Origin of the sequence: Sphingobacterium siyangense, assembly GCF_023277505.1 — a bacterium.
GTDB classification, from domain to species: Bacteria; Bacteroidota; Bacteroidia; order Sphingobacteriales; family Sphingobacteriaceae; genus Sphingobacterium; species Sphingobacterium siyangense.
Map to the genome: position 1 here is coordinate 1989129 of NZ_CP080574.1, position 14773 is coordinate 2003901.

At 40.0% G+C, this 14773-nt stretch carries 11 protein-coding genes; 3 read left to right on the plus strand and 8 right to left on the minus strand.

Annotated elements, in window-relative coordinates:
- Window positions 1–65: 65 nt before the first annotated feature.
- Together K2F45_RS07995 and K2F45_RS08000 are read right to left on the minus strand one after the other, a co-directional pair.
- Window positions 66–1121 (minus strand): dipeptide epimerase, encoded by a 1056-nt coding sequence (locus K2F45_RS07995; RefSeq protein WP_075991694.1) that lies wholly within the window; start codon window positions 1119–1121, stop codon window positions 66–68.
- A gap of 8 nt (window positions 1122–1129) precedes the next feature.
- Window positions 1130–2356: a C40 family peptidase gene (locus K2F45_RS08000; RefSeq protein ID WP_075991695.1), complete on the minus strand. Its 1227-nt coding sequence runs from the start codon at window positions 2354–2356 to the stop codon at window positions 1130–1132.
- Window positions 2357–2771: 415 nt separating this feature from the next.
- On the opposite strand from K2F45_RS08000, the gene K2F45_RS08005 reads away from it, so the two are divergent.
- Both K2F45_RS08005 and msrA read left to right on the plus strand, forming a co-directional pair.
- Window positions 2772–3800, plus strand: a complete 1029-nt coding sequence (locus K2F45_RS08005) for a glycosylasparaginase (protein ID WP_120336530.1) — start codon at window positions 2772–2774, stop codon at window positions 3798–3800.
- A 198-nt stretch (window positions 3801–3998) separates the two neighbouring features.
- A complete protein-coding gene (gene msrA / locus K2F45_RS08010; RefSeq protein WP_083663801.1) occupies window positions 3999–4514 on the plus strand; it encodes a peptide-methionine (S)-S-oxide reductase MsrA in 516 nt (171 codons plus the stop codon).
- An 81-nt stretch (window positions 4515–4595) separates the two neighbouring features.
- On the opposite strand, the gene K2F45_RS08015 is transcribed toward msrA, so the two are convergent.
- From K2F45_RS08015 to K2F45_RS08040, 6 genes are all read right to left on the minus strand, one after another.
- A complete protein-coding gene (locus K2F45_RS08015) occupies window positions 4596–7331 on the minus strand; it encodes a DNA gyrase/topoisomerase IV subunit A (RefSeq protein ID WP_075991697.1) in 2736 nt (911 codons plus the stop codon).
- 143 nt (window positions 7332–7474) lie between these two features.
- Entirely contained in the window at window positions 7475–8023 is a 549-nt protein-coding gene (locus K2F45_RS08020) for a GNAT family N-acetyltransferase (protein ID WP_248933287.1), read from the minus strand.
- 27 nt (window positions 8024–8050) lie between these two features.
- Window positions 8051–8728: an ABC transporter ATP-binding protein gene (locus tag K2F45_RS08025; RefSeq protein ID WP_248933288.1), complete on the minus strand. Its 678-nt coding sequence runs from the start codon at window positions 8726–8728 to the stop codon at window positions 8051–8053.
- Window positions 8725–9639, minus strand: coding sequence for a hypothetical protein (locus K2F45_RS08030; protein ID WP_248933289.1), 915 nt, complete (start codon window positions 9637–9639; stop codon window positions 8725–8727). Before K2F45_RS08030 ends, K2F45_RS08025 begins: the two co-directional genes overlap by 4 nt.
- A gap of 435 nt (window positions 9640–10074) precedes the next feature.
- Window positions 10075–11262: an MFS transporter gene (locus K2F45_RS08035; RefSeq protein ID WP_248933290.1), complete on the minus strand. Its 1188-nt coding sequence runs from the start codon at window positions 11260–11262 to the stop codon at window positions 10075–10077.
- A gap of 344 nt (window positions 11263–11606) precedes the next feature.
- Window positions 11607–12356 (minus strand): TrmH family RNA methyltransferase, encoded by a 750-nt coding sequence (locus tag K2F45_RS08040; RefSeq protein WP_075991703.1) that lies wholly within the window; start codon window positions 12354–12356, stop codon window positions 11607–11609.
- An 8-nt stretch (window positions 12357–12364) separates the two neighbouring features.
- On the opposite strand from K2F45_RS08040, the gene tamL reads away from it, so the two are divergent.
- Window positions 12365–14716: a translocation and assembly module lipoprotein TamL gene (gene tamL / locus K2F45_RS08045; protein WP_120336523.1), complete on the plus strand. Its 2352-nt coding sequence runs from the start codon at window positions 12365–12367 to the stop codon at window positions 14714–14716.
- The last annotated feature ends 57 nt before the right edge of the window (window positions 14717–14773 follow it).

Here is a 14773-nt window from a genome sequence, read left to right on the forward strand (position 1 = left end):
AAACTTGCGATAGCAATTCAGTGCAATCTTTTCTTTAAGAAAAAAACATTGCACTGAATATAGGGTTATTTTCTTACAATTCCAATTCCCGGACGGTCGGGGAGAAGGCAACTGCCATTTACCACGGTCATGCCGTCGTAGATATCATTTCCAATTAATAAAGCACCGTCTAGATCTGCCCAGTCTGTTAATGGTGCAAGTTGTGCAGCTGCACTGATCGCGCAGGAAGTTTCGGTCATACAGCCGATCATAACTTTCATTTCCAAAGAACGAGCAAGTTCTGCCATTTGTTTAGCTTCACGCATGCCCGTGCATTTCATCAGTTTGATGTTGATCCCCGAGTATACACCCTTTAATGCCGGAACATCCACAAGGCGTTGGCATCCTTCATCGGCAATAGTAGGGATAGGACTATGCTCAGTAAGCCAGGCGTTGTCGTCTATCTGCTCCTTGGGCATCGGTTGTTCCAAGAAAGAAACATTTCTTTCTGCAAGCCAGTGTGCCATTTCCAAAGCCTCTTCACGCGTTTTCCAACCTTGATTGACATCGGCACACAAAGGACGATCGGTAACCTGACGGATGGTGTCTATGATCATTTTATCCGTATCAAGACCCAGTTTCACCTTTAAAATTTTAAACTGATCAGCTTCGGCGACTTTTTGGCGGATCATTTCTTCTGTATCGATTCCGATGGTGTAGGACGTCGGTGGGATAAGGTCAGGATTTAATCCCCATATCTTATAATAGGGTTGATTCATAATTTTACCAAGGATATCATGTAGAGCAATATCAATGGAGGCTTTTGCAGCCGTGTTTTTCAAAGCAAGCTGATCGATATAATGCAGGAGCTCTTCGGTTTGAAAAGGAGAGTTGAAGCCTGTCAGATCAATCTGACTGAGGAATGATAAGACACTTTCCTGCGATTCGCCTAGATAGGGTGGCATACTCGCTTCACCATAACCGATAATGCCATCATACTCTAGTTCGGTCAATACAACCGGTGTTGTGCTTCGGCTAAAGGAAGCTACTGTAAAGACATGGCGCAAAGTTAGCGTGTAAGGTCTAAATCTCAATTTAAAGGCCCCAAAATCTTTACTAATCCATTCAGATTGATTGCTCATCGCTATGTTTATTTATTGTTGTAATAATTGCTTTCGACGACTTTCTGTATTGCGCTATCGTGGGTCCCGAGGTAACGGCGTGCAGCAACCACGGTTCGGGTTTGGAAATCATCGTAGTTTGCAGCGTCCTTAAGCATACTGTTGATCCGGACTAATCCAGCAGCGTGAATAAAAGTTCCATTGCCGATATAGAGTGCAACATGTGTTACACGCGCATTAGGATTGCTGTTTTTGCCTGCCGCAAAGAACAGTAAGTCTGCCGGTTTTAGATTTTTGAGTGCTTTCTCAGGGTCGAAATGTCCTTCTTGATCTAAAATGTCGATTTTTTCACCTGCGAGTACTTGTTGCGATGCATCTCTCGGAATCACGAAGCCGTTCATGAAAAAGCTTGTTTTGGTAAAACCGCTGCAGTCTACACCTTTCACCGATGTTCCCCCCCATAAATAGGGCAGGCCCAACATTGTTTTTGCACTGGCGATAATATTTTCCGCCGTAGGCTGGCGCGTTTCAAACCAATTTTTTAAGGTGAGACTTTCTGATTTTTTAATATAACCTAAACGTCCATCCGGATATGCTATTTCATAAAAGTTGCCTTTCTGTCCTTTTAACTGAAGGATGTCACCATATACGAGATCAGACACTCGTTGGCTTTTTTCATTGGGTTCAGAATATGATTTTCCAAACTCCGCTGTATAGATAACTTTTTCTGCTTGCCGCCAATTTGTCAGCATGGTTTTGTCCATCGCTTCAATGGACGAACTTGGTACCCATGCTATATAGCCGTCCGGCGTGCGGACACGGTAGTCACCGCTCTTTTTCTGCAGAAGATCCACTTGCGTTCCCAATAAAACCTGGCTGGTCAGCTCCGCAGCATTATCTGGAAAAGTGCGCATATTTGCAACGGAGAGTCTGATGACTCCAGTAGTTTTTTCACCTACACTTGCATCAGGCAAGAGCTGTACTTGAATATTGGCTGATATATCTTTTGCCTTTTGCTCCAAAACGAACTTAGCATCTTTTTCAGTTGTTTCAAGCACATATTGGTTCTGTGCGATATCCGCTTTTTGGATTGCTACGATCTTGGTTCTTTTATCGGGAGCGAATTCACGTTTTACGTTTTCTTGCAACTCTTTGATCTTGAAATAAGTCGTGGAATCTAGCTGCTGCGCCTGACTGCTTTCAACACCTATAAGGCTTGCATAAGCTAAAATAGCGAATTTAAGAGTGTTTTTCATGCGAATTAGTTTGTTTCTAAAGATAGGATTAATTCATAATATAAGTCAATTTTTATTGTCGATTTTTAAGTGATTTTGATGTTATGTTGCTAAAAAACGAATGTTTGGGTTTAATTTTAATTAAATTATCTAATTGCTAAAACCATTTTGTAATATTGCTTATTGATTGTGAAGTCAATATCCTTCTTCAGTTTAACACGAAGCTGTAAAAATGTGGAACAGCATTTTCCTGCGTATATCGATGAAGTAGATTGGGGATGTGACGTAAGGTCGTGCAATACACTAGAAAGAAAGCGATGCCTTTGTGCAGTCAATGATGAAAATTTTTTGTATTCGGTAGACTGAAGGCAATTTTAATGATTGTTTTTTGCTGGATTAATCAATAGCGATAGTTTTATAAAATATTAATAAGGAAATGAGTTCAAGACGTGATTTTATTAGACAAGGTTTGATTGCTGCGACGGCAATGGGGACATTGACAGCATTTGATGCGAAAGGATTGACGATTGCAGCAAAGGGCAGTGTTAAAAAATATCCTATTGTAATTTCAACTTGGGACTTTGGGATCGCAGCAAATAAAGCCGCTTGGGAAATATTGTCCAAAGGAGGCAAGGCATTGGACGCGGTGGAACAAGGTGTGCGTGTGCCCGAGGCCGATCTCAAAAATATGACAGTTGGTAAAGGTGGTTATCCAGATCGCGATGGTCACGTCACACTTGATGCTTGTATCATGGATGCGGATGGTAATTGTGGTGCTGTTGCTGGAATGGAAAAAATTGGACATCCAATATCAGTAGCGCGGATGGTCATGGAAAAAACACCCCACGTGATGCTGGTAGGCGAAGGCGCATTGCAATTTGCGTTAGAAAATGGTTTTAAGGAAGAAAATCTACTGACCCCAGAAGGTGAAAAAGCGTGGAAGGAATGGTTGAAGGAGAAAAAATACAAACCTGTAGCCAATATTGAAAACCAATCTTTTGCAGCAGAACGTTTGCCGGGAAACCAATATAACCACGATACGATCGGTATGCTGGCATTGGATGCCAATGGGAACATTTCTGGAGCTTGTACAACCAGTGGTATGGCTTTCAAGATGCATGGTCGGGTAGGAGATAGCCCTATTATTGGAGCCGGACTTTATGTCGATAATGAAGTGGGCGGAGCTACATCGACCGGAGTTGGCGAAGAAGTCATACGGAATGTAGGTAGTTTCTTGGTTGTCGAATTGATGCGTCAGGGTTATTCTCCGGAAGATGCCTGTAAGGAAGCCGTTATGCGTATCGTGAAGAAGAAACCTGCTATTGCGAAGGAAATTCAAGTGGGATTCTTAGCAATAAATAAAAAAGGTGAATATGGTGCTTATGCGCTGCAACAAGGTTTTTCCTATGCGGTTTGTGATAGTAAACAACAAGATTTATTGATCAAAGGAAAACACTACTATTAGTAAAATAGGGTGAGCGGGGTGCGAGTATTTCATTCTCAGGTGGTGAGTAGAACGTAAACTGATATTTTTCGTGATGATAGCAGGGTATATCATTTCCGATTAATAATTATATTTGTCTAAACATTTTTCGCCGTAGCTATTAAGTCGGCTATAATGTTTGAAAAAAGTAAGTTTAAAATACGTAAGATTATAAAAAGTATGAAAGCAACATTTGGAGGAGGATGTTTTTGGTGTACAGAAGTTATTTTCCAAAACACGGAAGGGGTAACATCGGTATTGCCTGGTTATATGGGAGGGCATGTAGATAAGCCAACTTATGAGCAGGTCTGTACGGGTACAACTGATCATGTTGAGGTTGTCGAGCTAGAATATGACGAAGAGCTGGTGAACTATGAAGACCTATTGAAAATCTTTTTTAAGACACATAACCCGACGACATTAAACCGTCAAGGTAACGACGTGGGGACGCAGTATAGATCAGTTGTTTTTTATCATAATGAAGAACAGGAGATCTTAGCGCAGAATTTTATCGACGAATTGGAAAATGAGGATGTTTATGAGGACGCTATTGTCACAACGGTAGAACCAGCTGTGACATTTTGGTTAGCAGAAGATTATCATCATAATTATTTTAATGATCATCCTGAAAATCCATTTTGTTCAGTAGTCATTGCTCCAAAACTTCAAAAATTCCTAAAAGAATTTAAAGCTTAAAGGACAATACTTAAGGTGTTGTATCCTACACAAAAAAGGCTCGAATATTTATTCGAGCCTTTTTTGTGTATTGAATACGAGTTAGAACATTTCCATCTGTCCTTTATCGTCGATTTGGATGTCATTTGGATTAGTGATTTCCAATTTGATATCGTCATTTTTATCGGTTGACTCTACCTCCTTCTCCTTCACGGAACTGTCCACCGCCGTTATGGTACTATCAACCGTTGTTTCTGTGATATCAGTACTCGTTTCGGCTGCTTTTTCTTTACCTTTTTGACTTAAATCTTCATCCGCTGTTGTTAGCGTAACCGATTTTACGGTATGGAAAGACAGGCGGTTTCCTTGTGCTTTTATTCCTTTTACGTCAATAATTTCAGTCAAAGGCTGATCAAGAGTTTCTTCCGTTTGGGATTTACCTTTTAAAATCTCCAATTTGACCATCGGTTCAGCCGCATTACTCATCAATACCAATTTAGATCCTGCATCTTCATTAATAAAGGAAATGCGTTTTCCAATAGGTTGATCGTCAAATTTAAAACGTTTGACAAAGTACGTTCCGCTCTTGCCGTCCTGATGCACAACTGTATAGATATGGTCTGGATAGTATTTTTCGATCCGGATCATTTTCTCGTCAAAGTGGTTGCTTAGATCAAAGTTTGATAATTCGTAGCTACCATCTGAAAGCACCACCAATATCTTATCATCACCGTCGAATTCACCAAGGTATTGGCCACGCTCATCAGCGTTCAAACGTTTCATGATGGTGTCATACCATATTTTTCGTCCTGCCAGCGTGGAGACACCGGAACTTTTAAAGCTGATTTTTTTGACGGGGTATTTCGATACAATATTTCCTTGTGAAGCACGGCCCTTGATTGCAATCTCGGCAAAGTCCATGTCAAAATTTAGCTTGCGCAACTTTGTGTGCGGTTTAAGCTGTATGTTGACTACTTCTGCTTCACCGTTTGGATTGGCTGTGAAATACAGGATTTTAGATCCTTTGGAACCTTTGGATACATCATATTCCTTATCCCGTGTGACACCTACCACAGAGAAACGTTTGATGTAACTGGTGCCAGTTTCGCCTTCTTTGTAGATTGCGTTATAGATTGTACGTTCATCACCTTTTTTGAAAACAGCAACATGGATAATTCCTTTTCCAACGAATACTTTATCCTGGATTTTACTAACAACATATTTGCCATCCTCGCGGAATACAATAATGTCATCGATATCCGAGCAGTCGCATACAAACTCATCTTTCTTCATGCCTGAGCCAATAAATCCTTCCTCACGATTGACATATAGTTTGGCATTTGCTAGGGCAACTTGGGTCGCTTCTACTTTATCGAATATACGCAGTTCGGTTTTACGCTCGCGGTCTTTACTATATTTCTCACGCAATTTCTCAAACCATGCAATGGCATATTCTGTCAATTGACGTAGATGACGCTTGACTTCCTTGATCTCATTTTCGAGTGTTTTCATCATTTCGTCCGCTTTTTTAACGTCGAAACGTGTAATACTACTCATTGGTTTATCGATCAATTTTTTGTAATCTTCTGGTCGTATCTCACGATAAAATTGATCGAAGAAAGGTTCAAACAAACGATTCAGAACCTGCACCACGACCTCAAAGTCACCTGCATTTTCATAATCCGGATGTTTGTACATCCCCTCTTGAATAAATATTTTTAATAAACTACTGAAGAAGATTTTTTCTTGAAGATCGTTTAAGCGAATCTCCAATTCTCGTTTCAATAAATTTTTTGTGTTTATTGTGTTTTCCGTTAGAATGTCATTGACACTCATAAAGTGAGGTTTCTCATCTTTGATAACACAAGTGTTAGGTGAGATAGAGACTTCACAGGCGGTAAAGGCATATAAAGCATCAATCGTTACATCAGGAGAAATTCCAGGAGCCAAATGCACAATGATCTCTACATTTCCTGCTGTATTGTCCTCGATTTTTTTGATCTTAATTTTTCCCTTATCGTTTGCTGTAACCACACTTTCAATCAGACCGCCCGTCGTAGTTCCAAATGGAATTTCTGTAATTGCGAGCGTCTTTTTGTCGCGTTCTTCAATTTTCGCACGTACGCGGATTTTACCGCCACGTTGACCCTCATTATAATTTGAAACGTCGGCCATACCACCCGTAGGGAAGTCTGGGAAGATATTCGGACGTTCACCGTTTAATACCTGAATAGATCCGTCAATTAACTCAATGAAATTGTGCGGCATAATCTTGGTTGCTAAACCAACAGCAATACCTTCGGCACCTTGAGCCAATAATAATGGAAATTTTACCGGAAGTGTGACAGGTTCGCGATTCCGTCCATCATAACTCAATTGCCACTCAGTTGTTTCGGGATTGAAGACAACGTCGTTTGCAAATTTGGATAATCTTCCCTCGATGTACCGTGGAGCAGCAGCAGAGTCGCCCGTAATTGGGAAGCCCCAGTTACCTTGACAGTCAATCAGGAGATCCTTTTGGCCCAATTGTACCATGGCATCACCGATAGAAGCATCACCATGTGGGTGATATTTCATCGTGTTACCAATGACATTGGCAGCTTTATTATATCGTCCATCATCCATTTCCTTCAAGGAATGGAGGATACGACGTTGTACGGGTTTCAAACCGTCATTGATATGTGGAACGGCTCTGTCCAAGATAACATAGGATGCATAGTCCAAAAACCAGTTTTCGTATAGTCCTGATAAAGGTATCGTCTGACTTCCGTTTTCTGTTTTTCCTGATCCCAGCTCTTCTTGATTATCTTCCGTTGGGAAGTTCGTTTCGTCACTCATTTACTCAGCAATAGATTAAATTGTACAATACAGAAATGTTCGAAATAATATTTTATTCGAACGTGTAAAAATACAAAACCATTTTGTTTTATCCCAGTGAAACTATGAAAAGTTAAAAAAATTAGTTTTTAAAACTAATATAATTAGTTTGTTGATTGGTCAATGGCTAGATCATACCAATAACACGGAATATTCCATAGATCGAAATGAAATTCTTCAGTTACCTGAAATCCTACTTTTTCCAAGACATGCCTTGATCCCAGGTTTGCTGTATGCGTGATGGCATGTACTTCAAAATGGGTCAGCTGTTCGCTGTAATATTGCATGCAGGCTAGTGCGGCTTCTGTCGCATAGCCTTTTCCCCAAGATTCCTTTCTGAAACGATAACCAAGGTCTAAAAATCCAATACGTCCGTTCTCCAATTCGTCAATATACTTAAATCCCGTCCAGCCTATCCATTGATTGCTTGATTTCTCAATGACCCCTAGACGGCCTATACCGTATTTTTCATATTGTTGCTGAATATGCGCGATGGCTTTTTTCATTTCTTCAACAGATTGAACAGGTTCGTTATTCAAAAAGGTATGAACCTCCGGCTGTGAATCCATTGCGAAAAAATAAGCTGCATCATCCATCTGTATTGGACGGATAATTAAACGTTCAGTTTCCAGTATAGGTAAGTGTTTTTCCATAGTGTTTATCTCAAGTGTTACGGCATGCTAAAGCCACAATTTATCGATATCTTTTTGTAGTATTTTTTCTTTCATTTCCTCTTCAAAGTCGCCGAACTGCTCTTTTTTTACAGATTTACTAATTCTGCCATTTTCGAGTACCAAGATTTCATCGCAGGTATCTTTTAGCGTGGAAAAGATATGGGACGAAATCAGGATCGTTTTACCCATCGCTTTTAAACGAAGAATAATCTCCGTAAGAATAATACTACTTTGTAGATCGATGCCATTAAAAGGTTCGTCAAGGATATAATAATTATTGTCCTGAAGTAAAGTAGCTGTCAGGGCAAGTTTTTTTTTCATTCCCGTGGAATAGGCGCTCGCATACTCCTTTAAGGGCAACTCGAAAATATTTCTCTCACTGAGGTTTTTGATCTGTTTACCGCGTGCATCCGTCAGTAGATAAATATACTCTTCGCCGGTGAGCTTTGAAAGGAAATACGGATCCGAGGTGAGGTAACCTAAATTGTTTTTCAGCGGTTCTAAATCAGATTTTAAACTTCCCGAGGCGGTTTCTAGTCCAGCAATACAACGAAACAGCGTTGTCTTTCCAGCGCCATTTTCACCGACGATACCATATACTTTTCCGCTATCAAAGAGGTAAGTAACCTCGTGGAGTACTTGATGCTGTCCAAAGGACTTATTGATATTCGTAAGCTCGATCATAAGTGATTTTTTAGATTGTTGATTGCTTTGATATAATAAAAAGGCAAGAGCGCTAGAATCAAAGGGTAAAAGCTAAAACAAAGTGCCAAAGCAAAACCTTCGGGGAAATTGATCTCCCGTGGGTAAGCGACGTATTTCAATGTGATTGCAAAAGGAAGTAAAAGTAATATTCCGCCCAATACAATACAGGCATTAAATAAATCCGATGGAAAGATGACAACATACAGAAAAAGAAGGGGCAGTACCAAGAGCAGACACTGAAAAATTCCCCTTTTAAACTTTCGCATCAGAAAGACTGTTGGTGTATGATGGTGATTCCAGAGGTAAAAAATAGGCTCCGGCAATTGATAATAGAAAACGCAGGTGAGCGCAATGCAAACGACGCAAAATAAAACAAGATTGGAATTGGCTACATAAAAACCGATTCCAGCCAATAGATATACTACAAGCAAAAGCAAGTAGCTCCGTCGGAACCCGATGATAAATTCAAAAGGTTTTTTTGTAAAAGGTGTTGGAATAGATTTTCCGAAAGCCCTAAACGTCAAAAATGTAAAAACAACAGCCAAAGTAATTAATAACAATGCATAGGGCCATTGGCTGTGGAGAAAAAGAATGACGAAGGACGGCAGCGTCAATAGGGCATTCTCTACTATTCTGATCTGATGAAAATCTCGTTTACTGTATGTGTTTTTGAGAAAATCATTTCTATTTTTTTCAGTGAGGAGAAAAAGCAGTTGAAAATTGCCTAGTATCACGGCATAACAGCCAAAAATAGGGTATTGAAACAAAAAGTAATAGATCAAATAGCATAACCCAAACAACAGGAAATATGCGATCGGAACGGGTAGTCCTGTAGCCTTGATATGGCGAGCTAGTAATCTGTATTGAAGCTTTAAATAATTGCTTACCATGATAATCAAACTTAGATAAATTACCTTTTATATGCAATATATTGCATACTATTTCTAAAACCTGTTACTTGGGTGCCTGTTCAGGCATATCGTTCGTGGATTCTATTCCGATAAGCGTGTAGGGTTAATATTTTGAAGAAAGGGAACAAGGAAGCGATGATTTTTAGACGCAACAAAGGGATATTAAATGGAGTCCAGATTCTCCATTTAGACAATGCTTGTTCAGTGCTTGTTCAGTGATTGTTCAGTGCTTGCTCAGTGTAGACTGAATCAGCACTGATTGATCACTGTCTAAACATTAAATAAAAATTGATATTAGCTCCTTCTTGGTAGACGTATGTGTCCGTTTTAATATTTATCTTGATTATCCCAGCAATAAGGCTGCTATCGGGAAATCAACGATGCAATTCAACCCCAAAATCAAATAGCTATATTTTAAATCGAACGCAGACTAGCGGGCTTGTGCTTTCTCTGCCAGCTCAGCATATAGGTCAGCGCCAGTAGCAAAACTACCGCATTGGCATACATAATGACTGGAATCCGAAGGATAACATCACTATAGTATAATCCAGCAAGCAGTGCGCCAAGCCCTATTCCAGCTTCAAGTGAGATATACATGGTTGCTACTGCCTTACCCCGATGTTCAGGTAGGCTAAGGTCGATCGTCCAGGCATTGACGGCAGGGGAGAGTATACCTGTGCCCACACCATAGATACTTGCGCCGATCATCATTCCAATGAAACTATTGCCCAAACCGATAGCAACGAGTGCAATAGCAATAATGACCAATCCGACAACAATGACCTTAGGTCTTCCATAACGGTCGGAAACTTTGCCCGATACGAAACGTATCAGCACCGATGCGATTGTAAATGCCAGAAAAAATAGTCCTTTATTTTTAAGTCCCAGGTATTCACTCCAATCGGGAATTAAAGTTAAAATGACCCCATAGGCGGTATAAGATAAAAACGTGACGATTCCAGCTGGAAGGGCACGCCATTCAATAATATCCTTGCGGTTTATTTTGAGCATGGAAAGATTGAATTTTTCTTTTTTCGCCAGTGTTTCTTTCATGTTAATGACGATAAGAATAGACAGAAGTGCCATGAAAGAAGAACAATAAAACATAACATTGATACCAAAGGCCTCGAAAATGGCACTCCCAATTGCTGGGCCAACAGCTGTACCGACGCTAAAAGCCAGTCCATGCATGCCAAGAGCCTCACCCCATCTTTTTTGAGGAACCAGATCGGCGACATACGCAGAAGTTGAGGTAGGTTTAAAACCGGTGGAAAAACCATGTATCAATCGTAAGAATAGGAAGCCCGCGACTGATGTTAAAATGGGATAAAGAAAACCACAGATGAAACAGACGATAGATCCAATTGCCATGACCGGTACACGTCCCCACCGATCGGTCAATTTACCACTAAAAGGCCGCGAAATTCCAGCAGTCAAAGTAAACAATGCTATGATTAGCCCTTTGTACTCCGCACCCCCCAAACTGCTCAGATAATTGGGTAGTTCTGGGATAATCATATTGAAACTGGAAGAAAATAGGAGCGAGCTTAAGCAAAGTAAAATAAATTGTAACGTATAGATGGATTTCTGTTCAGCGGGCATGGTGTAATTTTATCGTGTGTGAATATTCAAAAAAGAACATGGATAGCGGTATCGATCCGTCTTTCAATTGAACTGTTCAAATGTACAGTTTTTGGAGCGATTAAGCTTTTTCTTTTGACAAAAATTAATCGAATCTTTTAAACGAATAGAAAAATGTCGCGACGGGGCTTTTTCTCTATTAAAATTGATATTTTTGATGAAGATCAGAGTTTAAATATGGAAGGGTATATCCAGCCACCTTTCATACCGACTTGGGCTTTGCCGTGGCAGAAACTGAAGATTTGGAAGGAAACAGGATTGGATTACATCAAAAGCTCTAAGCGAAGCATCAAATAGAATCTGTTTTAGGTCAGTTTTTGTCTGGAAATCTCACTACAGAAGATCGTTGTTGCTACGGCTACATTCAATGATTCGGCTTGCCCTAGGCGAGGTATAGTGACAGCTTGATCGATCAAAGCTATTATTTCGTCGCTGATGCCATTTCCTTCGTTACCCATAACAATTAGCCCCTCTTTAGCCCATACAGTCTGATAAATGGATTGACCATCAAGCAGGGCGCCATATACTTTCAATCCAGTAGCCGGAATAAAATCAGTTAAATCAGTATAGTGGATCTGCAGTCTTGCCAATGAGCCCATAGTTGCTTGCACTACTTTAGGATTGTAGGCGTCTACAGTGCCAATGGAACAGATAATATGTTCGATTCCAAACCACTCCGCCGTGCGGATAATTGTCCCAAGATTGCCTGGATCCTGCACATCATCGAGTACAAGGCTAAACTTATTTTTTAAATTACTTGGAACAATTTTTTGCTGTAAAGGAAGTTTGACCAAAGCGAGTATACCTTGTGGCGATTTCAGTGCACTAATCTTTTGGAATTCAGTTTCCGTTAGTTCATGGGATTTTATATTATGCGAGATTTTACCCACTTTTGTGTTGGCGTCGTCCGTGTAGAAAATAGACTCAACCTCATAACTTGATGAAATAAATTCCATCACGGATTTTATACCCTCAACGATAAACAGGCCGTGTTGTTTTCTATACTTTTTATTTTGTAGAGACGTTATTAGACTGATTTGCGCTTTTGACAACATTTTTATTGATGATTAAGTATACTCGTTTTATCGGATTTGCAAGTATAACGCTTTTAGTGTTATTTTTTGCATCATGCCGGTCTTCAAAATATCTTGACGATGACCAAGCTCTGGTTACAAAAGTACAGATTTCTGGTGTCACCCCTGCATTGAAAGAATCATCCGAAACGTATATTTCCAATCAAATAAGACCTAATTCAAGGGTAAATCTATTTATTTACAATACGTTCAATACTAAAAACGGACGCTATAAAACCAAGAAAATTAGGAATGTCGGCGAACCACCTCACTTGCTGGATTCGGCAATGGTAGATTTGTCTGCCAATCAAATCCGGCGTTTTCTATTTTCAAAAGGTTACTTTAAAGCTAAGGTCGAACCTACGATTTCAGTTTCCAAAAAGCGAGCACATATCGATTTTAAAGTGGATGAAGGTGTTCCTTATCAAGTTAGAAATATAGATCGAAAATTTGAGGATGAAGATATAAAGGCAATATTTGAACGGGAGGTACTTCCTAAAACTTCCGTAAAATCCAATACCCAGTACGATGCCGCAAAGTTGCTCGATGAGCGGGAGAAACTTTATGTTTCGATGCGTAACAATGGGTATTACGATTATGTAAGGCAATATATGCGTGCTGGGGTCGATTCAACTATCGATGGACCTTTGATCGACTTGAAAATTAATGTCGAAAATCCATCTGACTCTACGATACATAAAAAGTATCAAATAGACAGTGTTTATATGACGATAAGGAATTATGGAACAATGTCGAAGAAGGAGCCACGTCGTATCCTAGATTCTGCAAAACGCCTTTTATTTGTTGATGAAACGAATAGTTTCAGATGGAAACCTTTGGAACGTTATATGTATTTACGCTCAGGTCAGTACTATTCCTTGCGGGAGGAAAATAAATCCTATGACCGATTGTACGAGATGAATGGTTTTCGTTCTGTCAAAATGCAGTTTGTCAAAAAAGATTCCAATAAACTCGATGTGCACTATGATTTCGTTCCAAGACCTCGTATGGGAAACCAGATAGAGGGGGAGTATACTTTTAGTTCAGGTATGAGCGGCTTCAATATTGGAAATACATTCTCACAACGTAATATCTTTGGTGGTTCGGAGCAATTGGAAGTGAAATTACGTTATGGCGTATTGTTTGATCCGCGTTTAGCAGGAGGGCTTTCCAGCAAAATATTCAATAACGATTTTCAAGCGGGCGTAAATTTGGTTATTCCTCGTCTGATGGTACCCTTTCATATTAACCCAGGGGGGAAGTTTGGTTTGCCCAAAACGACCTACTCGATGACATTGCAGTTGTTCGATCAAGATAAAACCTATTCAAACCGCTATTTTATCACATCGCTGAATTACTCTTGGTATGAAACAGAAAATAAGTACCATAGTTTTACGCCTATCGTTTTGGAGTATCGGGATGGACGCTTGGATTCCAATTTTCGGAACAAGCTTGTACAGGAAGGCTACCAGCTGTATGTACGTAGCAACGATCGCCAGTATTTTGGTTTAGGAACACAATATACCTTTATCCTGAATGGCAAGAAATTGAATAGCAAGGAGGATTTTCAATATTTCAGAGGAACATTGGACGTGAGTGGAAACGTGCTGGACCTTATTAGCTCCTTGGCAAAATTGCCGAAGAATGCTGACGGTGAGAAAAAAATATTTGGTGTGCCCTTTCTTCAATACGCCAAGACAGAATTTGATTATCGTTTATACCGAAATCTTGGTGGAAATAGGCAGTTTGTCTTCCGTTTTAATCCAGGGATAGCGATTCCTTATGGTAATAACTCTAAACTGTTGATTTTTGAAAAGAGCTTTTATAGTGGGGGGATGAATGGTATACGCGCTTGGCAGGCGCGTACCCTGGGACCAGGTGCCTATAACCGGCAGAGTCTTAGTGAGGATTTGCGTTTAAACCTGCGTAATTTGGATCAGTTGGGGGAGATTAAGCTGGAAGCGAATGCGGAGTATCGATTCAGATTACTTAATAACTTCCTGGGCGCGAAGATGAATGGAGCGACATTTGTGGATATGGGAAATGTTTGGCGACTGAAGAAGGATGAAGAACTAAATCCGGGTGGAGAGTTTAAATTCAATAAATTCCTTGGGCAAGTCGCCATCGGTACCGGTTTCGGACTTCGTTTCGATTCGGACTATTTTGTGATTCGCTTAGATGCCGGGCTTAAACTAAAAGATCCACAATTCTCAGGTGCTGATCAATGGGTTATCAAGCACTTCTTTGATTCCAAGGAATTTAAGGCTCAATATTATGAAACCCATAGACCCGACAGATACAATTTTATTCAATACAATTTTGGAATCGGTATGCCGTTCTAATGTACAATCGTTTTGTTATGATTTACTTTGATCACATCAATTGATAGGATTTCCCGA

Bases quoted from the DNA above. Each gene is read 5' to 3' on its own strand.
- K2F45_RS08020 (WP_248933287.1), bottom strand. From the start codon at position 8,023: ATGGAAAAACACTTACCTATACTGGAAACTGAACGTTTAATTATCCGT.
- K2F45_RS07995 (WP_075991694.1), bottom strand. From the start codon at position 1,121: ATGAGCAATCAATCTGAATGGATTAGTAAAGATTTTGGGGCCTTTAAA.
- K2F45_RS08000 (WP_075991695.1), bottom strand. From the start codon at position 2,356: ATGAAAAACACTCTTAAATTCGCTATTTTAGCTTATGCAAGCCTTATA.
- K2F45_RS08040 (WP_075991703.1), bottom strand. From the start codon at position 12,356: ATGTTGTCAAAAGCGCAAATCAGTCTAATAACGTCTCTACAAAATAAA.
- K2F45_RS08025 (WP_248933288.1), bottom strand. From the start codon at position 8,728: ATGATCGAGCTTACGAATATCAATAAGTCCTTTGGACAGCATCAAGTA.
- K2F45_RS08015 (WP_075991697.1), bottom strand. From the start codon at position 7,331: ATGAGTGACGAAACGAACTTCCCAACGGAAGATAATCAAGAAGAGCTG.
- K2F45_RS08035 (WP_248933290.1), bottom strand. From the start codon at position 11,262: ATGCCCGCTGAACAGAAATCCATCTATACGTTACAATTTATTTTACTT.
- tamL (WP_120336523.1), top strand. From the start codon at position 12,365: ATGATTAAGTATACTCGTTTTATCGGATTTGCAAGTATAACGCTTTTA.
- K2F45_RS08005 (WP_120336530.1), top strand. From the start codon at position 2,772: ATGAGTTCAAGACGTGATTTTATTAGACAAGGTTTGATTGCTGCGACG.
- K2F45_RS08030 (WP_248933289.1), bottom strand. From the start codon at position 9,639: ATGGTAAGCAATTATTTAAAGCTTCAATACAGATTACTAGCTCGCCAT.
- msrA (WP_083663801.1), top strand. From the start codon at position 3,999: ATGAAAGCAACATTTGGAGGAGGATGTTTTTGGTGTACAGAAGTTATT.